Origin of the sequence: Nocardioides marmorisolisilvae (assembly GCF_031656915.1) — a bacterium.
Taxonomy (GTDB): domain Bacteria; phylum Actinomycetota; class Actinomycetes; order Propionibacteriales; family Nocardioidaceae; genus Marmoricola; species Marmoricola terrisoli.
Map to the genome: position 1 here is coordinate 3,336,911 of NZ_CP134227.1, position 18,113 is coordinate 3,355,023.

Below are 18,113 nucleotides of genomic sequence, written 5' to 3' on the forward strand. Positions count from 1 at the left end.
CGAGCAGCCGGAGGATGCATGGAGCACAACCCGGACCGGCTCTACCGTGGGCCCTTGGGCGTGGTGCTCGAGCCGTTCGTCCGCGCCGTCCGCGGACACGGTCTCACCCGGCGGCACCGGCTCGTCTGGTGGGCACATCGCGCTGTCTGGCGGCTGACCCGCAGCAACAGGGTGCGGCTCGACGGCTTCGAGCTCGAGGTCGACCTGCACGACTCGCTCCAGCTCGCCCGCGGCTCCTACGAGCCTGAGGAAGTCGCTTGGTACAAGGAGCACGTCAAGCCGGGTGACCGGGTGCTCGAGCTCGGTGCCAACATCGGCTACTTCACCTGCCTCTATGCCCGGCTGGTCGGCCCTGATGGTCGGGTGGTCGCCTACGAGCCCGACCCCAGACTGCATGCGATCTGTCAGCGCAATCTGGTCACGAACGGCTTCGCCGACCGGGCCGAGGTGCGCATGTGTGCCGTGTCCGACCACCCCGGTAGGGCAACGTTCTTCCGCGCCGGCCGCAACTATGGCAACAACAGCCTGGTTCGTGACGACGCGGATGCGCTCGGCGGGACCAGCTTCGAGGTCGAGCTGGTGCGGCTCGACGACGATCTCGCCGATCTCGCCAAGCCGTTCGACTTCGTGAAGATGGACATCCAGGGAGCCGAGTCCCACGCGCTGTCGGGCATGCAGGCGATCCTGCGGGATCGGCCGCCGAGGCTGATGCTGCTGGAGTTCTGGCCCAAGGGTCTGGTCGGTATGGGGCGGGACCCGCGCGACTACCTCGACCAGCTCGCCGGCGCCGGCTACCGGGTCTCGGAGCTCGGCTCCGAGGGTCCCGTCGATGTCGACTCCCTGCTGCGCCGACTGACCCCGGAGAACAGGGGATGGACCAGCCTGGTCTGTGCCCGCGACTGAGTGTGCTCAGCCGCCGACCGGCCCGCGGTACTGCACCTCGGTGCGCAGGTCGCGGAAGCCGAGCCCCCGGTAGAGCGCGACGGCGGGATCGTTGTCGCCGTCGACATAGAGGATCACTCGGTCCACCCCGGTGGTCGCCAGGTGCCGCAGGCCGGCGACCGTCAGGAGCTTGCCGAGACCCCGCCCCGCCGCTTTGGGGTTGACCGCGACCACGTAGACCTCGCCGAACGGTGGCTGCTCGTCGATGTGGACCTTGGTCCAGTGGAACCCCAGCAGCGCGTCGTCCTCGTCCTTGGCCAGGATCAGCCCGGCTGGGTCGAACCATGGCTCGGTGGTGCGCTCACGGAAGTCCTCCTGGGTGAGCTCGCCCTGCTCGGGGTGGTGGGCGAACGCGGTGGCGTTGACGTCGAGCACCGCGGCCCCGTCGTCCGGCCGGTACGTCGTCAGCCGCACGCCGTCGGGAGGGGCCAGTTGCGTCAGCGGCTCGCTGGTGGGGCGCTCCATCACCAGCAGCTCGCGCTCGCGGGGGATGGCATGTGCCTGCGCGATCCGGGCGGCCGCGGGGTGGTCGGCGTGCGACCAGGCCTCGACGCGCTGGAGGTCGGCCAAGGCGGCGGTCGCGAGCGCGCTCCCGATGCCAGCGCGCCGCTCATCGGGGTGGACGGCGAGGTCCAGATCCTCCCCGCGCAGCAGCGCGAACCCCAGCACCCCGCCCCCGGTCCCTGAGCTTGTCGAAGGGCCTCGTTCGGTCCCTGAGCTTGTCGAAGGGCCTGGTCTTGGTTCGGTCCCTGAGCTTGGTTCGGTCCCTGAGCTTGTCGAAAGGCCTGGTCTTGGTTCGGTCCCTGAGCTTGGTTCGGTCCCTGAGCTTGTCGAAGGGCGCGCGACCCAGAGCCGGGCAGCGGCGAGCCCGCGGTGCTTCAGCTCCAGGCAGGTCTGCTCGTTGAGTGTGGTCACCCCGTCGGCCAGGTCGCAGGCCTCTGCGACCCGACGTACGTCGGCGGCGACGCCGGATCCGGACGCGGGGTCGTAGTCGGTCGGGGCGATCTCTACGAGCTCGGGCATACCGCGCAGGCTATCGGCCTCAGTGGACCGGAGCATTCTCGCGAGCCGTCTCCTTCGGTGGGAGCACGAAGCGGTAGCCGACGTTGCGGACGGTGCCGATCAGCGCCTCGTTCTCCGGCCCGAGCTTCGCGCGCAGCCGGCGCACGTGCACGTCGACGGTGCGGGTGCCGCCGAAGTAGTCGTAGCCCCAGACCTCCTGGAGCAGCTGGTCGCGGGTGAAGACCCGGCCGGGATGCTGGGCGAGGTACTTCAGGAGTTCGAACTCCTTGAACGTCAGGTCCAGCACGCGACCGCCCAGCTTCGCGGTGTACGCCGCCTCGTCGATGACGACCTCCCCGGAGCGGATCAGGTGGTCCTCGTCGCCGTCGTCGTGGCGCGAGGCGAAGCGGTCGAGGGCGACCCGGATGCGCGCGTCGATCTCGACCGGCCCGGCGGTGTCCAAGACGAGGTCGTCCATGCCCCAGTCCGCGGCCACAACGGCGAGGCCGCCCTCGGTGACGATCAACAGCACCGGCTGCTCCGAGCCCGTGGTGCGGATCAACCGGCAGAGGTCGCGGGCGTGAGCGAGCTCGCGACGCCCATCGACCAGGACGATGTCGCAGTCAGGCGCCTCGAGCAGCGCGCTTCCCTCGGCGGGCAGGATCCGCACCTGATGGTTGAGCAGAGCGAGTCCGGGCAGCACAGCGGCGGACGGCTGCGTCGTACTGGTCAGCAGCAGCAGCGTACTCATCGCACCTCCCGGCACGGTCAAAGCGGCGGAGGCGCCTCGGACCACTGGCAGAATATCGGAGGTGACCACCGACCACGGCTCGAGCCATTCACCTGACGGACAGGTGACCCTGCGCTACTGGGCCTCGCTGCGTGCCGCTGCGGGCGTCGACGAGGACACCGTCGAGGTCTCCGGCCCGACCAGCCTCGCCGACCTGACCGGCCGGGCCCGCAGGCTGCACGACTCTGGACGCTTCGCCGACGTCCTGGGGACCTGCTCAGTGCTGGTGGGTGATCGTCCGGCCAACACCGAGAACCCCGAGTCCGTCCTGGTGCCACCCGGATCCACGGTGGAGTTCCTGCCTCCGTTCGCGGGGGGCTGAGCCCGGCGATAAGGTGCCCGGGACCATCTGGGCCGCCGAGACGAGGGGTGCACTTGTTCGAACTGGTCAGGGCCGACCTGCGTGGCACCGTCGACGAGTTGCGCGTGACCGGATCGACCTTCTGGCTCAAGGTGCTGGCGAAGGCGCTCGTGACTCCTCAGACGCACGCCGTCCTCGTCTTCCGCCTCGGCTCGGCTCTCGCAAGCACTCCGTTGCGACCGTTGTCGTTCGTGCTGCGTTCGCTCGTGCTGGCCTGGTCGGGCGCCGAGATCCATCCCGACGCCACAGCCGGGCCGGGTCTGGTCCTGATCCACTCGGCCGGCGTCGTCATCGGTCCTGGAGTGGTGATCGGCAAGGACTGCAGGATCGGACAGGGAGTGACACTCGGCGAGCCGGGACGGGGGAGTCGCCCGGAGTCCTGGGGCTTTCCCACGGTCGGTGACCATGTGACCTTCGGAACGCACGCGGTCGTCCTCGGCCCGCGCCGCATCGGCGACGGATCCGTCATCGCCGCCAACGCCGTAGTCACACACGATGTCCCGGCCGGCGCCGTCGTGGGCGGCGCACCGGCGCGGGTGATCCGCGAGGTCACGCTGGGGGAGATCCTGGGCCGCCCCGTCGATGGCCCGGCAGATCGCTGAGGCCCGGCCCGGGCTGGGCGGCCGAGCCGTCAGCGACCCGCGAGTCGCGCCCGCACGGTGTACGCCGCGTCGAGAGCGCGACGGCTCACCGCGACCGGCGACGCGACCGCTTGGCGCTGCCGAGCGACGGCGCGGTCGAAGACCTGGGCCTCAAGGTCACGGAGATCGCTCGTGGCCGGCAGCACCCGGCCGGCAACCGCCTCCCAGACGCGCTGGTCGACCCGCGAGCGTGCCCACAGCAGCGAGCCTGCCTCATCGACCTCGGCGTCGACGTCGGGCCGGAGCCGACGCGGCATCCCGCGTGCCTCGTTGAGCCTGCGACTGGGGATCGTCGTCCCCAGCCATGTCGACAGGTTGGCCAGCATCTCCGGATCCTCGACCAGCCCGACGTAGTCGAAGCCCTCGAGCGCGCCGAGGATCGCCTCGACAAGCTCGTTGTCGTGCGCGGGGTCGATGAAGTCGGCATCGGGGATCAGGGCATGCGGCCACAGGAGCATCCGCGTCATCGCGTTGTCGGTGTGGGCTGCGACCGAGGGGTCTGCGAGATATTCCGCGAGCCGGCTGCGGGCGCGACGGATCCAGTCGCCGTACGGCCCCCAGTGCCGCAAGGTGAGCTCGGTGTGGGCCCGGGAGAAGAGCCAGGTCGAGAGCAGCCGTGCGCGGGGTGAACGGAGGACGGTGAAGTGTGGCGACGTGGGATAGCGGGCCCTCGTGGTCGACGGCGAGAAGTGGCCCGCCACGAGGTCAGCGGCCGCAGGCAGCTGGTCGGGCGCGAGGATCACCCGAGCGGTGGGAATCGCGTGCATCGTCGCGAAGTCGCGGAAGGAGCCGAAGCCGGATCGGTCGACGCCGATGAAGGCTGCGGCGGGGTCGAGCGCCTCCACCAGCCCACTGACGAGCGAGGTCCCGGCGGTCTTCGGCAGGTGGATGAACACCAGCGGCGATCCAGGGCCGAAGGCCGGGGCTGACTGAGTCAAGTGATCTCCCGTCACGTGTTCTTCGGCGAGGCAGTGCTTCGCGGCGTCGGCCGTGCCCGAGTGCCCGAGAGTCTATCCGTCGAGCCGCCCTCGGGAGAGTCCCACCTTCGCTATTATCGCGACCTGCGGCAGCTCTGCCGCCGTAGTGAAGGCAGGTCATGCTCCACACCATCGCCAACTTTCTTCGTCGGCTCCGCTACCTGCTCAGGCTTGCTGCGACGGGGCTCGTGGTCAGTCCACATCGGGCCGAGCTCAACCGGCTCATCAGAGCCGGAAGGGTGGAGATCGGCGAGCACAGCCGGAGCTACGCCGTCCCTACTGTCGTCACATTCATGCACGACGACACGCGACTGACCATCGGCGACTACTGCTCGCTGAGCGCTGACGCGAAGATCTACCTCGGCGGCAGGCACTCGCTGACAAGTGTCACGACCTATCCGCACCGGATCCTGTTCCGGATGCCGGGTGCCGGCGAGGACGGCTTTCCCACGCCGACGGGCGACACCTTCATCGGGTCTGACGTCTGGCTCTGTCCGGGAGCGCAGGTCCTCAGCGGTGTCCGGATCGGGCACGGCGCGATCATCGGGGCGGGCAGTGTGGTGACCAAGGACGTGCCCGACTTCGGCATCGTCGGCGGCAACCCGGCAAAGCTGATCAGGCACCGTTTCAACGAGGAGCAGCGTGAGGCGCTGCTGGAGATCGCCTGGTGGGACTGGCCCGAAGACGAGGTGCGGCGAGCCGTGCCGCTGCTCGCGGGTGAGGACATCGACGAGTTCATCGCCTATGCACGCGAGCGCTTTCCGCACGGCGACGCCGGGGCCGATCAGTCGGAGCGTCGCACCCGGACGACGTAGTCCACGGCGACCAGGCTGCCGAGACCGAGATGCTGGGCAGTGCGGGCCAGCCGCGGATGGCGACCCCGGTCGGGGGTGACGACCTCCTCGAGCTCCAGCCCGGTGTGGGTCATCAGCTCGATCGCGGTCTCCTTGACGAAGAAGCGCAGGTGGGTGCGGTCGAGGATGCCCGAGTCCATCAGGTGCCACCTGTTGCGCAGGAACAGCCCGCCCGAGACGCGGTAGTGGCGGACGTTGGGGATGCTCGCCACGATCCGCCCCCCTGGGACCAGCGCGTGGTGCAGCGTCTCGATGACCCTCCACGGGTCGACGAGGTGCTCGAGGATGTCCAGGCACAGGATCGTCTGGAAGGGCCCGTGGCGCTCGATCACCGTGGCCAGGAAGCCTTGGTCCTCCAGGTCCCCGGACTCGTGGAAGTCCACCGAAGGATCGGCCAGGTCGGAGCTGATCCGGTCGACAGCGCCGACCCGTTCGGCGAGCCCGAGTGACCTGAAGTGTGCGGCGGTGGCCCCGGTGCCGCCGCCGACGTCGAGTAGGGTGCCACCGGCGGCGGGGACGTACGGCGCTACGTCCCGACGTACGTCGTCGTGGTAACCCGGCGGGAAGCTGTTCACCCCCCGACCGGCCGGCTGCCCCATGGAGGTCGTCTCGTTCACGACGCCTTGCGCCAGTAGGCGCCGGTGCCGTCGATGTCGATGATCTCCTCGGTGATGCCGTGCTGCTTGCGGTAGTCGTGGCAGGCCTGCTGCGCTTGGTCGACCAGGATCCAGTCGTCGATGATGCAGAAGCCGCCCGGCGAGAGCTTCGGATACAGCGCGTCGAGCGCTTGGATGGTCGACTCGTAGAGGTCGCCGTCGAGTCGCATGAGGGCCAATTGCTCGATCGGCGCGGTGGGCAGCGTGTCCTTGAACCAGCCCTTCAGGAAGACGACCTGGTCGTCGTAGAGGCCGTAGCGTTCGAAGTTGTGCCGCACGATCTGCTCGCCGACGGACAGGCCCTTCTGCTCGTGGAACACTTGACCCGCATCGGCCGGGAAGTCGCTCGCGTTCGGCTCGGGTAGCCCTTCGAAGGAGTCGGCGACCCATACCTTGCGCGTGGTATCGCCCCAGGCCTTGAGGTTGCCGCGCATGAAGATGCACGCTCCGCCGCGCCACACCCCGGTCTCGATGAGGTCGCCGGGCACCTGGCCGACCTCGATGGCCTCGATGCAGTCCTGGATGTTCTGCATCCGCTTGAGGCCCACCATCGAGACGGCTCGCGAGGGCCAGTCCCGGCCGGCTTCCCGAAGGCTGGCGTCGTAGGGCTTCTTGTAGGCGATCTCGATGTCGAACCGTCCGGCCAGTCGGCCGGCATGGTTGGCGAGCTTCTTCCTCCAGTCCCGCATGCCCTGGGTGCGGACACCACCGAGGATGCTGTCGTTGTCCTCGTCGAGAGCACCGACCAAGCTGCGTTTGAGCAGGTCAAGATAGAGTTCTCGGGTGTCGGTCGCCGTATCCACGGGGCGCACGGTAGCAGTCTCCGGACGGGTGGGTGCGGGCAACTGTATGGTGACGGCGTCCGCCGCGGTGTGCGGTTGCGGTTTCCCCCCGAGCGCCCCCGGGAGAGTGGGTCAATGACGTCCAGCGGCAACGCCCGAAGGGCGTACTGCACCATCCTCGCGCGCAACTACCTGCCCAAGGCGATGACGCTCGCCGACAGCCTGCGTCGCCACCACGACACCGACCTCGTGGTGCTGCTCATCGATGTCGCGTCCGACGACCAGCTCCCTAAGCTGCCCGGAGTCCGTCTGGTGAGCACCGCCGGTCTCGGCCTGAGCGACCGCGAGGTCCTCCGGCTGGCGATGAGCTATGCGCTGGTCGAGTTCGCCACCGCCGTGAAGCCGTTGCTGCTCAAGCGGCTCCTGGAGGACCACGACGAGGCCTACTACCTCGATCCCGATCTCTACGTGACCGCGCCGATGGTGGAGCTGTCCCCGGCGCTTCAGGCGAGTGAGGGCGGCATCATCCTGACTCCGCACTTTCTGAGGCCGCCCGCTGCCGACGCACCGCTCACCGAGGGGCATGTTCTCAGCGTCGGCATCTTCAACCTGGGCTTCTGCGGAGTCGACCGCCGGGCGTCTGCCTTCTTGGACTGGTGGTGGGGGAAGCTTCGCAACGAGTGCCTCTTCGATCCGCTCTCCGGGCTCTTCGTCGATCAGAAGTGGGTCGACGTCGGTGCCTCGCTATTCCGGGCCGCGACGTTGCGACATGCCGGCTACAACACAAGCGTTGCCAATCTCCAGGAGCGTCCCTTGGCTGAGGACGCCGACGGTTTCGTGGTCAGCTCGACGGGGGATCGCTTGCGGCTGTTCCACTTCCATGCCTTCGACACCGACGCTGTAGGCGAGCTGTCCACTCGGTATGACTGGTCCACCGCGCACATGCGCGACTCGAGCACTGCCGTGGAGCATCTCTGTCGCGAGTACGGCAGTGCTCTCCGCGAATGGGAGGAGCGCCTTCCGCGTCCCGACTACTGCTACACCCATGACGCCCGCGGTCGCAGGATCCGCCGGATTCTGCGACGCGTCTACCGGGTCCAGTCTCAGCACGCCGACCTGCCCTCCCCGTTCGTGCCGGCCGAGTCTGCGGCCTACGACCAGTGGCGGCGCAGGGCGTGGCGCGCCGCCGCTCGGTCACTGCTCGGAGATGCGGTGAAGACCGCGCGCAGTTCCCTGCCTGACGAGACCCGGCAGCTCCAGGACCGGTTCCCCCGGTTGATGGGCCGGATGCGCGACAGCACGGTCGAGCGGATCGGTGGCTGGGGCTGAGCTGAGCCCGGCTCGCCTCCGGACTAGAGGATCCCGCGCGCCAACGCGTCCCTGATCCAGGGGATCAGCTCGTCGAGCATCTCGTCGAGGGTCACCTTCGCCTCGAAGCCGATCAGGTCGCGAGCCTTGTCCACCGACGGGATCCGCTTCTGAACGTCGTTCGCGAAGGGTGGGTCGCTGACATAGCGCAGCGGTATGTCGGGACCCTTGAGTCGGGTCCAGATCTTCTCGGCGAGTTCGAGCACGCTGGTGTGCACGGGCGTCGAGAGGTTGAAGTCCTCGTTGCGTGCGGCCGGGTGATCAAGGGTCGCGATGATGCCGGCGGCGAGGTCGGAGCCGTGGGTGTAGCAGCGGATCTGAGATCCCTCGCCGAGGATGTGAAGCGGGTCCTGGCCCTTGAGCAGCTTTTGGATGATGTCCGGTACGACGTGGCTCAGCGCCAACCTGACGTTTCCGGACTCCTCCTCCAGGTCGCCGAGCGCACGCTGCTCGCCCACGCCGACGGCGTTGAACGGTCGGACGATCGTGTAGGGCAGCCCGTACTGCTGCCAGGCGGCGCGGGCCCAGTACTCCACGGCGAGCTTCTGGAAGCCGTAGCTGTTGGCGGGCGGCGGGATGGTGAGCTCGTCGCCTTCGACGGAGGGCCACCGGTCGGTCGAGCCGTAGGCCATCGAACTGGACACGTAGGTGACCTTCTGCAGCTTCCCGCCGCTATGAAACCGCTTGATGGCGGCGTCGCAGGAAGCGCCCATGATGGCCTCGTTGACGGCCATCAGGTCGTAGGCGTGCTTGGTGAAGTAGGAGATCCCGCCGATCATCGCCGCTGCGGCGACGAAGTGATCGCAGCCCTCGAGCAGCTTCTCCACGAGCTGCGCGTCGCGGGCGTCACCTTCGGTGAAGTGGTAGTTCGGGTGATCGTCGTACGAGCGCACGACAGGTCCGTACTTGGAGTAGTTGTCCAGCCCGACCACCGTCCAGCCCTGGTCGAGTAGAGCCTGGACGAGATAGCCGCCGATGAAGCCGGCAGAGCCGGTCATGAGGACCTGGGGCACGCGGTTGCTCCTGGAATCGGTAGGGATCAGATCTGGACGCCCTGCTCGAAAATGCCCCATACGTCGGCGACAGGCTGGGTCACCTCGAGATCGCGGTAGTCCGGGTGCGGCGTGGCCACGATGAGCAGGTCCGCCTTCGCGAGGACCTGGTCGAGCGGCACCACCTCGGGGTCGTTCGTCACGTAGGGGTCGGTCGTGAGGACCTCGGCGGCCTTGAATGTCAAGATCCGCTTCAGCTTGTAGGACAGGCTCTCGCGGGTGTCGTCCGAGCCGCCCTTGAACGACATGCCCAGGATGCCCACTGTCATGGAGCCGAGGTCGTAGGTCTGCTCCAGGCGACTGACCACGTGGAGTGGAAGACCCTCGTTGACCAGCATCGCGGCGTGACCGAGGGCGAAGTTGTTGTCGTTGAACGCGCCGAGCTGCATGGTGTCCTTGAACAGGCAGGGGCCCGCTGCGAAGCCGGCCCGAGGCATGTCCGCGGCGCGGGCGTAGTCCTGTGTGATGGCCTGCCGGATCTCCTCGAAGTCCAGGCCGCGCTCGTTGGCGATCATGTAGAACTGGTTGACCGTGGCGAACTGGATATAGCGGTAGACGTTCGTGAACAGCTTCGCGAGCTCGGCTTCCTGCGGTCCTGTGTGGACGAGCTTGTCTGCCAGCACGCTGAAGAGCTCGGTGGCCCGCGCCTTTGCCGACTCGGTGCGGGTGCCGATGATCTGTGGAAGTGAGTGGAGCTCCTCCATGGCATGACCCTCGAGGATCCGCTCGGGGCAGAACGCCACGTCCACGTCGACCGCGGCCTTCTCGAAGGTCCGCGTGACCATGTCGGTCACCCCCGGGAAGACGGTGCTGCGTAGGACCACCAGCTGCCCGGCACGGAAGAACTCGAAGCAGCCGGCCAGGGCGCGGGGTAGGGCGCTGGGGTCGGGGTTCAGGTGCTCGTCGACCGGCGTGCCGATCACGACGATGACGTTGCGCGCCGTGCCGACCACGGACGGGTCCGTGGTTGCCACGAGACGGCCATCGGCGACGGCGTCTCTCAGCGGCTCGTCGGCGCCCGGCTCGGCAAAGGGCATGGCTCCGTCGTTGACGACCTTCACCGCCTGCTCACTCAGGTCGTACACCGCGACCCGCAGTCCCTCCTTTGCGAAGGCGATGGCGAGGGGGAGACCGACACGGCCGCAGCCGCCGACGACGACGACGTCGCGATCGAAGTCCGGATGCGCTGTCACGCGCACACCCTACCGACGGCTCACCCGTTGCGGGCGCGCTCCCCGAACTCGTGCCATAGGGTTCCGTGCGTGCACATCGTGGTCGACGCCTTCGCGGTCCGCTCGGGCAGCGCCGCCATCACCTTGGAGAACCTCCTGGCAGGGTGGTCCGAGCTCGGTGCGGGCGACCAGATCACCGTCGTCGCCGGCGAGGAACCGAGCTTCCGGCTGCCGGCCGGGGCGCGTGTCGAGGTGGTGCCCCCGCCGTTGGGCGGCGCCGTCGGCACGCTGTGGGCTCGGAGCCTGGGTGTACGCCGGGCCGCGCGGCGCCTCGGGGCGGACGGGGTCGTGTCGGGCGTGACGGCCAGCGGGTTGCTCGGTACGCCGTGTCCACGCGGCGTGATCCTCTACGACCTGCGCCACGAGCTGCGTCCCCACCAGTTCGGGCTTGGCCGGAGGCTGGCCAGACGGGCGGCGTACGCGTGGAGCTTCCGGTCCGCCGGTGCGGTCTACTGCATCTCGCGTCGCACGCTCGGCGACCTCGTCGATCGGCACCCCGCGGCTCGGGCACGCGCAGTGGAGGCCCGCTACGGTGCCGACCACGTGGATCGCTGGCCGCCGGCCGCACCGTCCGAGGGGGCTGCGCCCTACGCGCTCGCCTTCGGCCAGTTCGCGAACAAGAACGTCGATGCCGTGCTCGACGCCTGGGCAGAGTTCTGTTGCACCGAGGCCACTTGGCGGCTGCGTCTGGTGGGCATGGGCCGTGCCGACCGCCAGGCCGCCACAGAACGGGTAGCCCGGCTCGGCATCGAAGATCGGGTCGAGCTGATGTCGTGGCTGGACGACGAGCAGTTCGTGGCCTGCTTCGCAGGCGCAGGCCTCGTGGTCTTCCCCTCCGACTTCGAGGGGTTCGGGCTGCCCGCAGTGGAGGCGCTCAGGCTGCGCATCCCCCTCGTCGTCTCCGACGATCCCGCCCTCGCCGAGGTGACGGGCGGCCACGCGGAGACGGCTCGCCGCATCACGCCGCCGGATCTCGCTGAATCGATGCGCCGTGCGATAAAGCGCACGCCGGCGGAGCTTGACGCCGGCCGTGCCTACACCGAGCAGTTCACCTGGCGCAGCATGGCCTCAGCGATCAGGAGTTCGCTGGTGTCGGCCGGCGCGGGCAGTGGAGCGCAAGGCCGATGAGCCGCAGTCTCGCCGACGTCGCGGGTCTGGTCCGCCGGCACGCCATCTGGATGGTCCGGGACCGATTCCCGCACCGCAAGGTGACCCGCGAGGTGCACGGGGTGCGGATGGTGCTTCCCTGGTCACACCGGCTGCCGGATTACAGCGGACCCGGCTCGGTCTACGGCCAGAACCTCGTCGAGCTCGCCGCCGCCCTCGGTGGGGGTGAAGCACCTCTCACGGTCCTCGACGTGGGCGCGAACGTCGGTGACTCGGCCCTGCAGGTACTCCATGCCGTCGACGCCCGGATCCTCTGCGTCGAGGGCGATCCGGACTACCTGGAATTCCTGCACCTCAACACCGACGCGGATCCACGGGTCAGCATCGTGGAGGCCCTGCTGGCGACCGACGACCGTGGCGGCTCGCTCTCGGCGGTCCGAGGAGGAGGCACCACCCGCTTCGAGGCGAGCGCCGGCGGGGACGGTTTCACCACGGTGACCGTCGACCGACTGCGGGCCGAGCACCCGGATTTCCAACGGCTCCGACTAGCCAAGTCTGATACCGACGGCTACGACGTGGCGCTGGTTCCGCTGATCGCCGAGGCCTGGCGGGAGCAGCCCCCGGTGCTGTTCTTCGAGTACGACCACCAGCTCTCTCGGCTGGCCGGGCACGATCCGCTGGCGGTGTGGGACAAGCTGGCCACATTGGGCTATCTGGACGTTGCTGTCTGGGACGGCGGGGGCCGTGCCCTCGGCCGGACAACGATCGATGCGGCACCCGCGCAGGCCGGGTCGCTCGAAGGACGGGGCGGTGGCCGGGCCCGCAAGTACTGGGATGTCGCGGTGGCCCACGCCGATGATGCGCAGGGCCGTGAGGTGCTCCGACAGCTGGTTCCCGGGAGCCTGGCGCTGTAGTCCATTCAGCGCAGGAGGTATGCCGGGTCGTCCTCGACTCCGCGGCGCAGCCGCTCCTGGTCGACGTGCACCATCTGCGCGACGAGCTCCACGAAGCTGGTGGTGGCGGTCCATCCGATCGCCTGGCGAGCCGGCTCCGGATCCGCGACGATCAGTGCTGCGTCGCGGGGCCGCATCAGCGACTCGTCGTGCTGAACGTGGGCCCAGGGCTCCTCGACCCCAGCGGCGTCGAAGGCCACGTCGACGAGTTCGGTTACCGAGTGCGCGACCCCGGTGCCGATGGGCAGGTCGATGGGAGCGTCGGTCCGCAGCATCGCGCGCATCGCCACCACGTAGTCGCGTGCATGTCCCCAGTCGCGCCTCACCGCAAGGTTGCCCAGGGTGAGCGGATCGGGCCTGCCGGCAGCGATCCGTGCTGCCGCCCGTGTGACCTTGCGGGTGAGGAAGCGTCCGTCGCGCAGCGGACTCTCATGGTTGTGCAGCGTCGCAAAGCAGGCGTGCAGGTCGTGCCGCTCCCGATACTCGACGACAGAGACCTCGGCCAGCGCCTTCGCTTGAGCGTACGGGCTCTCCGAGGCGGAGCCGTGAACTTCCGCGGACGAGGCCTGGAAGAAGCGGATGTCGGCGCCGGTGCGGTCCCGCAGCGCGAGCACGTCGTCGAGGAGACCTGCTACGGCGGTGGCGTTGACATCCAGGGTGAGCGCCGGCTCGGCCCAGCTCAGTGCCACCGAGCTGAGCGCGGCGAGGTTGTAGACCTCGTCGGGCCGGTGCGCCTCGAGGAGTCGGCGCATGCCGGTCCGGTCGCGGACGTCGCAGGAGACCACCGCGACACGGGGGAGGTACGCCGTCACTCGGCGGCCCGCTGGTCCTCGAATTGCTGGTGACGACGCGGTGCCCACGACCGTGCAGCCCTCATCCTGCAGCAGCCGGGTGAGATAGATGCCGTCCTGCCCGGTGATGCCCGTGATCAGTGCGGTGCGGTGGCTCCCGGGCGATCTCACAGGGGCAGGTTCGGCGAGACGCCCCGGTCGCGGACCAGCCGGCCGACCGCCTCCAGGTCGGCGTCCACCATCAACCGCGCCAGCTCGTCGGTGGTGGTGCGCGCAGTCCAACCGAGACGTTCGTGAGCTCGGGACGGATCTCCGATCAGCGCGTCCACCTCGGTGGGTCGCTCGTACTGCTTGTCGTGGCGGACGTGATCCTCCCAGTTCAGACCGGCATGGGCGAAGGCTGTTTCGCAGAACTGTCGGATGGTCGTGCCCGTCCCGGTTGCGAGCACGAAGTCCTCGGGCTCGTCACGCTGCAGCATCTGCCACATCCCCTCGACGTACTCCTTGGCGTAACCCCAGTCGCGGACCGCCGCGAGATTGCCGAGGTGGAGGTGATCGGTGACCCCGTGCTTGATCGCGGCCACTCCGAGACTGATCTTGCGGGTCACGAAGCTCTCGCCGCGTCGTGGCGACTCGTGGTTGAAGAGGATCCCAGAGACGGCGAACAGGTCGTAGGCCTCCCGGTAGTTGACGGTGACCCAGTGCGAGTAGAGCTTCGCGGCGCCGTACGGCGAGCGGGGGCGGAACGCCGAGATCTCGGACTGGGGTGGTGGGGTCGACCCGAACATCTCCGAGGTCGACGCCTGGTAGAAGCGGCAGCCCAAGCCCGAGGCCCGGATCGCCTCGAGCAGCCGGAGGGTGCCGACCGCATCGGCTGATGCGGTGTACTCCGGCATCTCGAAGGAGACCTTCACGTGGCTCTGCGCTCCGAGGTTGTAGACCTCGTGCGGTGCGATGCTGTGGATCAGGTTGACCAAGCTGACGCCGTCGGTGAGGTCGCCGTAGTGCAGGTGCAACCGGTCCTCGGCGTGCAGGTGGTCGATCCGGCTACGGTTCAGGGTCGAGGCTCGACGGACCAGGCCGTGGACCTCGTAGCCCTTGCCCAGCAGCAGCTCGGCCAGGTAGGAACCGTCCTGGCCGGTGATGCCGGTGATGAAGGCGCGTCTCATGGCGCCGGAGCGTAGCTCACGGGTGGCGAGACCGAGCGGGGCGGAATCGAGCTGAAATGTCCGATACTGGCGCGTAACTAAATTCGGGCCGATGTCGTTTGTGGGGAAGGCAGCAAGGAAATGTCGGCGCGGGGGACGATCGCGGGCGGGTTTAGGGGAAGATGAGTCATGGGCAGCGTTGACGTCCTCGTCGCCGGAGGCGGCGGGTTCATCGGGGGGCATCTGGTCGGCGACCTGCTTGGGCAGGGGCTGAGCGTGCGTTCGGTGGACGTGAAGCCGACCTCGGAGTGGTATCAGGTTCATGCGGGCGCGGAGAACGTGGTCGCGGATCTGTCGCTGCTGGACAACGCGGTGGCCCAGACCGATGGTGCGCGGCAGGTCTACATGTTGGCTGCCGACATGGGTGGCATGGGCTTCATCGAGAACAACAAGGCGCTGTGCATGTTGACGGTGCTGACCAGCACCCACATGCTGCAGGCCGCGCGGTTGGCCGGTGTGGAGCGGTACTTCTACTCGTCCTCGGCGTGCGTGTACGCCGCGGACAAGCAGACCGACACCGACATCACCGCGCTGAAGGAGGCCGACGCGTACCCGGCGATGCCGGAGGATGGGTACGGCTGGGAGAAGCTGTTCACCGAGCGGATGTGTCGGCACTTCGAGGAGGACTTCGGGCTGACCACCCGGGTGGCGCGCTACCACAACGTCTACGGGCCGCACGGCACCTGGGAGGGCGGTCGGGAGAAGGCGCCGGCTGCGGTGTGCCGCAAGATCGCGACTGCGGAGATCACCGGTGAGCACCACCTCGACATCTGGGGCGATGGCGAGCAGACCCGCAGCTTCATGTACATCGACGACTGCCTGAAGGGATCGCAGATGATCCTCCATGGCGAGAGCAGTGCTCCGGTCAATCTCGGCTCTGATGAGTTGGTTTCGATCAACCAGCTCTACTCCATCGTCGAGGAGATCGCCGGGATCAAGTGCACCCGCAGCTACCAGTTGGATGCGCCCCAGGGGGTGCGGGGCCGCAACAGCGACAACACCCAGATCCTGGAGACCTACGGCTGGGCTCCGCCGATCACCTTGGCCGACGGCCTGGCCAAGACCTACGCCTGGGTCTACGACCAGGTGAAGCGATCACTCGGCTGAGGTGCGGCGTCATGAAGGTGTTGGTCCACGACTTCTCGGGGCACCCGTTCCAGGCCCAGCTGAGCCGGGAGCTGGCCCGTCGCGGGCACGACGTCGTGCACTCCTACTGCGCTGCCTACGTCGGAGGCAAGGGCAAGCTCGAGGCGCGGCCTGACGAGCGGGTTGTCTTCGAGCCCATCTCGGTCGGGCGCAGGATCCGCAAGACGAGCTTCGCGCGACGCCTCGTCACCGAGATCCAGATCGGGTTCGATCTGGCCCGGCAGGCCCGGCGTGTGAAGCCGGACGTGGTGATGGTGTCGACGACGCCGGTGCCCAGCATGGTGGTGCTGGCCGCAGTGCTGTGGCTCCGCCGCACCCCCTGGGTGTTGTGGCACCAGGACATCCAGGCAGTCGCGATCAAGAGCTTCGCCGGGGCGGCCCTGTCCCGCATGTTCCTCGTGGCCGGCCAGCTGATCGGGTACGGCGAGCGCTGGGGGTCCCGTCGCGCGGCAGCGATCGTGGTGATCGTCGAGTCGTTCCTCGAGGTTCATCGAGCGTGGGGCACTGCCGAGAAGGCTACGGTGATTCCCAACTGGGCGCCGCTCGACGAGATCTACCCTGTCGAGCGCAAGAACGACTGGGCGGTCGAGCACGGGCTCGACGAGACGAAGACGTTGACCTACTCAGGCACGCTGGGGCTGAAGCACAACCCGGCGTTGTTGGTGCAGTTGGCCCGACACGTGATCGACCAGGGCACGCCGGTCCGCCTGGTCGTGGTCAACGAAGGCCCTGCCGTCGAGGTCGTGCGGGCCGAGGCTGACCGACTCGACGTGCCATTGACCCTGCTGCCGTTCCAGCCGTACGGACGGTTGCCGGAAGTACTCGGCAGCGGTGACGTGCTCGTGGTGCTGCTGGAGCGCACCGCCGGTGAGTTCTCGGTGCCCTCAAAGACACTGTCCTACCTCTGCGCCGGCCGTCCGGTGCTGGGTCTGATGCCCCCGGAGAACCTCGCCTCGGTCCTCGTTGACCGCGCCGGCGGATGCGTGCTGCCACCGGCTGAGGAGTCGCTGCCCGCAGCGGCCCGCTGGGTCACGGCGGTGCTCGCAGACGACCAGGAGCGGGCGCTGCTCGGTGAGCAGGCGCGCCAGCTCGCCGAGCAGGAGTTCCGGCTGGCGTCCTGCGCCGACCGGTTCGAGAGCATTCTCCGCGAAGCAGCCTCGGGCGGCGCGTGACCACCCTCTCCGGCGGCGCCGGCGCGTCGACGACCGGCGACCTGGTCACCCTGCAGTGCGACGTCTGCTGTCCGCCGCGGTTGGCCACCTCCACGCTGGCCGGTCACCATGAGTCCGGGTGGACCCTGCGCGCCGACGGCTCCGCCCTCGATGTCTGCCCGATGTGCGTGCGCAGGCTGGCGCCGCAGAAGTGGACGCCGCGAGCCTCCCAGCCGAAGCTGGCACACGATGCTGGCGGCGCAAGGCCCAACTTCTTTGTCATCGGAGCCGCGAAGGCCGCCACCACGACGCTGCACGGGCTGGTCGGCCGACACCCCGACGTCGCCATGGCGACCGGCAAGGAGCTGTTGTTCTTCCAGGATCCCGACCGGGCGAGTTGGCGCGGGCACTACCGCGCCATGTTCGACCCCACGGCGCTGGTGCGGGGGGAGTCCTCGACGGCGTACACGCGGGCGCCGTTCGTGCCGGATGTGGCGGCGAACATCGCTGAGAGCGTCCCCGAAGCGCGTCTTGTCTACCTGGTCCGCGACCCGATCGACCGCGCGGTCTCCTCCTACGTCGAGGAGCGGATGCACTCCAACGACCTCCGCGGATTCGACGAGGCTTTCGCCGACGTCGACCCCGCCCACAACCCCTACGTCGCAGGCAGTTGCTACGCGCACCAGCTGGCTGCCTACCTCGAGCACTTCTCCCGAGATCAGATGCTGGTCCTCGACATGGCCGAGCTGGCGACCAGGCCCGAGCAGACCCTGCGGCGCGTGTGGGCGTTCGCCGGAGTCGACCCCGATGTCGAGGTGGTCGGTCTCGACGAGCGGCTCAACACGCGCGAGGAGAAGCGGGAGTACTCCGCCGCGGGCACGACGCTGCGGCGTTCGCCGCTCGTCCGGCTTCTGTACGCGCTCCCCGACGGGCCCCGCGAGCGACTTCTTGCACCGGTGCGGCGGCGGTTGTCGCAGCCGATCCCGCGTCCGGAGGTCCTCCCGGAGTTGCGAGCCCGGCTCGAGGCGGTCTTCGCGCCCGATGTCGCCGAGCTGCGCCGGATCAGCGACCTGGAGCTGGCTGGCTGGAGCGTGTGAATC

The 18,113-nt window shown here is 68.6% G+C and carries 19 protein-coding genes; 10 read left to right on the forward strand and 9 right to left on the reverse strand.

The window, feature by feature from the left end; all coding sequences use genetic code 11:
* Positions 1 to 18 precede the first annotated feature (18 nt).
* Positions 19 to 903, forward strand: coding sequence for an FkbM family methyltransferase (locus Q9R13_RS16075; protein ID WP_310962183.1), 885 nt, complete (start codon positions 19 to 21; stop codon positions 901 to 903).
* A gap of 6 nt (positions 904 to 909) precedes the next feature.
* Here the strand turns inward: Q9R13_RS16075 and mshD are convergent, their stop codons facing one another.
* Together mshD and Q9R13_RS16085 are read right to left on the reverse strand one after the other, a co-directional pair.
* Entirely contained in the window at positions 910 to 1,965 is a 1,056-nt protein-coding gene (gene mshD / locus Q9R13_RS16080; RefSeq protein ID WP_310962184.1) for a mycothiol synthase, read from the reverse strand.
* 19 nt (positions 1,966 to 1,984) lie between these two features.
* Complete coding sequence (locus Q9R13_RS16085; RefSeq protein ID WP_310962185.1) at positions 1,985 to 2,695, reverse strand: response regulator transcription factor; 711 nt, start codon at positions 2,693 to 2,695, stop codon at positions 1,985 to 1,987.
* A 61-nt stretch (positions 2,696 to 2,756) separates the two neighbouring features.
* Here Q9R13_RS16085 and Q9R13_RS16090 point away from each other — a divergent pair, with 61 nt between their 5' ends.
* Both Q9R13_RS16090 and Q9R13_RS16095 read left to right on the forward strand, forming a co-directional pair.
* Positions 2,757 to 3,056 (forward strand): MoaD/ThiS family protein, encoded by a 300-nt coding sequence (locus Q9R13_RS16090; RefSeq protein ID WP_310962186.1) that lies wholly within the window; start codon positions 2,757 to 2,759, stop codon positions 3,054 to 3,056.
* Between the two features lie 47 nt (positions 3,057 to 3,103).
* Complete coding sequence (locus tag Q9R13_RS16095) at positions 3,104 to 3,697, forward strand: serine O-acetyltransferase (RefSeq protein WP_310962187.1); 594 nt, start codon at positions 3,104 to 3,106, stop codon at positions 3,695 to 3,697.
* A gap of 29 nt (positions 3,698 to 3,726) precedes the next feature.
* On the opposite strand, the gene Q9R13_RS16100 is transcribed toward Q9R13_RS16095, so the two are convergent.
* Positions 3,727 to 4,632: a hypothetical protein gene (locus Q9R13_RS16100; RefSeq protein ID WP_310962188.1), complete on the reverse strand. Its 906-nt coding sequence runs from the start codon at positions 4,630 to 4,632 to the stop codon at positions 3,727 to 3,729.
* Between the two features lie 200 nt (positions 4,633 to 4,832).
* On the opposite strand from Q9R13_RS16100, the gene Q9R13_RS16105 reads away from it, so the two are divergent.
* Complete coding sequence (locus Q9R13_RS16105) at positions 4,833 to 5,528, forward strand: CatB-related O-acetyltransferase (RefSeq protein ID WP_310962189.1); 696 nt, start codon at positions 4,833 to 4,835, stop codon at positions 5,526 to 5,528.
* Here Q9R13_RS16105 and Q9R13_RS16110 read toward each other — a convergent pair.
* Together Q9R13_RS16110 and Q9R13_RS16115 are read right to left on the reverse strand one after the other, a co-directional pair.
* Entirely contained in the window at positions 5,498 to 6,184 is a 687-nt protein-coding gene (locus Q9R13_RS16110; RefSeq protein WP_310962190.1) for a class I SAM-dependent methyltransferase, read from the reverse strand. The genes Q9R13_RS16105 and Q9R13_RS16110 overlap by 31 nt on opposite strands.
* Positions 6,181 to 7,026, reverse strand: coding sequence for a TylF/MycF/NovP-related O-methyltransferase (locus Q9R13_RS16115; protein ID WP_310962191.1), 846 nt, complete (start codon positions 7,024 to 7,026; stop codon positions 6,181 to 6,183). The genes Q9R13_RS16110 and Q9R13_RS16115 overlap by 4 nt, the downstream gene beginning before the upstream one ends.
* Before the next feature lie 114 nt (positions 7,027 to 7,140).
* Here Q9R13_RS16115 and Q9R13_RS16120 point away from each other — a divergent pair, with 114 nt between their 5' ends.
* Positions 7,141 to 8,334, forward strand: coding sequence for a hypothetical protein (locus Q9R13_RS16120; protein ID WP_310962192.1), 1,194 nt, complete (start codon positions 7,141 to 7,143; stop codon positions 8,332 to 8,334).
* A gap of 23 nt (positions 8,335 to 8,357) precedes the next feature.
* Here the strand turns inward: Q9R13_RS16120 and Q9R13_RS16125 are convergent, their stop codons facing one another.
* Together Q9R13_RS16125 and Q9R13_RS16130 are read right to left on the reverse strand one after the other, a co-directional pair.
* A complete protein-coding gene (locus Q9R13_RS16125; protein ID WP_310962193.1) occupies positions 8,358 to 9,386 on the reverse strand; it encodes an NAD-dependent epimerase/dehydratase family protein in 1,029 nt (342 codons plus the stop codon).
* Between the two features lie 26 nt (positions 9,387 to 9,412).
* Positions 9,413 to 10,618: a nucleotide sugar dehydrogenase gene (locus Q9R13_RS16130; RefSeq protein WP_310962194.1), complete on the reverse strand. Its 1,206-nt coding sequence runs from the start codon at positions 10,616 to 10,618 to the stop codon at positions 9,413 to 9,415.
* 69 nt (positions 10,619 to 10,687) lie between these two features.
* Here Q9R13_RS16130 and Q9R13_RS16135 point away from each other — a divergent pair, with 69 nt between their 5' ends.
* Both Q9R13_RS16135 and Q9R13_RS16140 read left to right on the forward strand, forming a co-directional pair.
* Positions 10,688 to 11,785 carry a glycosyltransferase gene (locus Q9R13_RS16135; protein ID WP_310962195.1) on the forward strand — a complete coding sequence of 366 codons (1,098 nt, stop codon included), beginning with the start codon at positions 10,688 to 10,690 and terminating at the stop codon, positions 11,783 to 11,785.
* Positions 11,782 to 12,678, forward strand: coding sequence for an FkbM family methyltransferase (locus Q9R13_RS16140; RefSeq protein ID WP_310962196.1), 897 nt, complete (start codon positions 11,782 to 11,784; stop codon positions 12,676 to 12,678). The genes Q9R13_RS16135 and Q9R13_RS16140 overlap by 4 nt, the downstream gene beginning before the upstream one ends.
* 5 nt (positions 12,679 to 12,683) lie before the next feature.
* On the opposite strand, the gene Q9R13_RS16145 is transcribed toward Q9R13_RS16140, so the two are convergent.
* Both Q9R13_RS16145 and gmd read right to left on the reverse strand, forming a co-directional pair.
* Complete coding sequence (locus Q9R13_RS16145) at positions 12,684 to 13,679, reverse strand: GDP-mannose 4,6-dehydratase (protein ID WP_310962197.1); 996 nt, start codon at positions 13,677 to 13,679, stop codon at positions 12,684 to 12,686.
* On the reverse strand, positions 13,676 to 14,677 hold the full coding sequence (gene gmd, locus Q9R13_RS16150) for a GDP-mannose 4,6-dehydratase (RefSeq protein WP_310962198.1): 1,002 nt from the start codon (positions 14,675 to 14,677) through the stop codon (positions 13,676 to 13,678). Before gmd ends, Q9R13_RS16145 begins: the two co-directional genes overlap by 4 nt.
* Before the next feature lie 168 nt (positions 14,678 to 14,845).
* On the opposite strand from gmd, the gene Q9R13_RS16155 reads away from it, so the two are divergent.
* From Q9R13_RS16155 to Q9R13_RS16165, 3 genes are read left to right on the forward strand one after another with little or no spacing between them, the layout of a single operon-like run.
* Entirely contained in the window at positions 14,846 to 15,823 is a 978-nt protein-coding gene (locus tag Q9R13_RS16155; RefSeq protein WP_310962199.1) for an NAD-dependent epimerase/dehydratase family protein, read from the forward strand.
* 11 nt (positions 15,824 to 15,834) lie between these two features.
* Positions 15,835 to 17,034 (forward strand): glycosyltransferase family 4 protein, encoded by a 1,200-nt coding sequence (locus Q9R13_RS16160; RefSeq protein WP_310962200.1) that lies wholly within the window; start codon positions 15,835 to 15,837, stop codon positions 17,032 to 17,034.
* Positions 17,031 to 18,110: a sulfotransferase family protein gene (locus Q9R13_RS16165; RefSeq protein WP_310962201.1), complete on the forward strand. Its 1,080-nt coding sequence runs from the start codon at positions 17,031 to 17,033 to the stop codon at positions 18,108 to 18,110. The genes Q9R13_RS16160 and Q9R13_RS16165 overlap by 4 nt, the downstream gene beginning before the upstream one ends.
* Positions 18,111 to 18,113: the final 3 nt, after the last annotated feature.

Bases quoted from the DNA above. Each gene is read 5' to 3' on its own strand.
- Q9R13_RS16075 (WP_310962183.1), top strand. From the start codon at position 19: ATGGAGCACAACCCGGACCGGCTCTACCGTGGGCCCTTGGGCGTGGTG.
- mshD (WP_310962184.1), bottom strand. From the start codon at position 1,965: ATGCCCGAGCTCGTAGAGATCGCCCCGACCGACTACGACCCCGCGTCC.
- Q9R13_RS16085 (WP_310962185.1), bottom strand. From the start codon at position 2,695: ATGAGTACGCTGCTGCTGCTGACCAGTACGACGCAGCCGTCCGCCGCT.
- Q9R13_RS16105 (WP_310962189.1), top strand. From the start codon at position 4,833: ATGCTCCACACCATCGCCAACTTTCTTCGTCGGCTCCGCTACCTGCTC.
- Q9R13_RS16120 (WP_310962192.1), top strand. From the start codon at position 7,141: ATGACGTCCAGCGGCAACGCCCGAAGGGCGTACTGCACCATCCTCGCG.
- Q9R13_RS16140 (WP_310962196.1), top strand. From the start codon at position 11,782: ATGAGCCGCAGTCTCGCCGACGTCGCGGGTCTGGTCCGCCGGCACGCC.
- gmd (WP_310962198.1), bottom strand. From the start codon at position 14,677: ATGAGACGCGCCTTCATCACCGGCATCACCGGCCAGGACGGTTCCTAC.
- Q9R13_RS16155 (WP_310962199.1), top strand. From the start codon at position 14,846: ATGGGCAGCGTTGACGTCCTCGTCGCCGGAGGCGGCGGGTTCATCGGG.
- Q9R13_RS16160 (WP_310962200.1), top strand. From the start codon at position 15,835: ATGAAGGTGTTGGTCCACGACTTCTCGGGGCACCCGTTCCAGGCCCAG.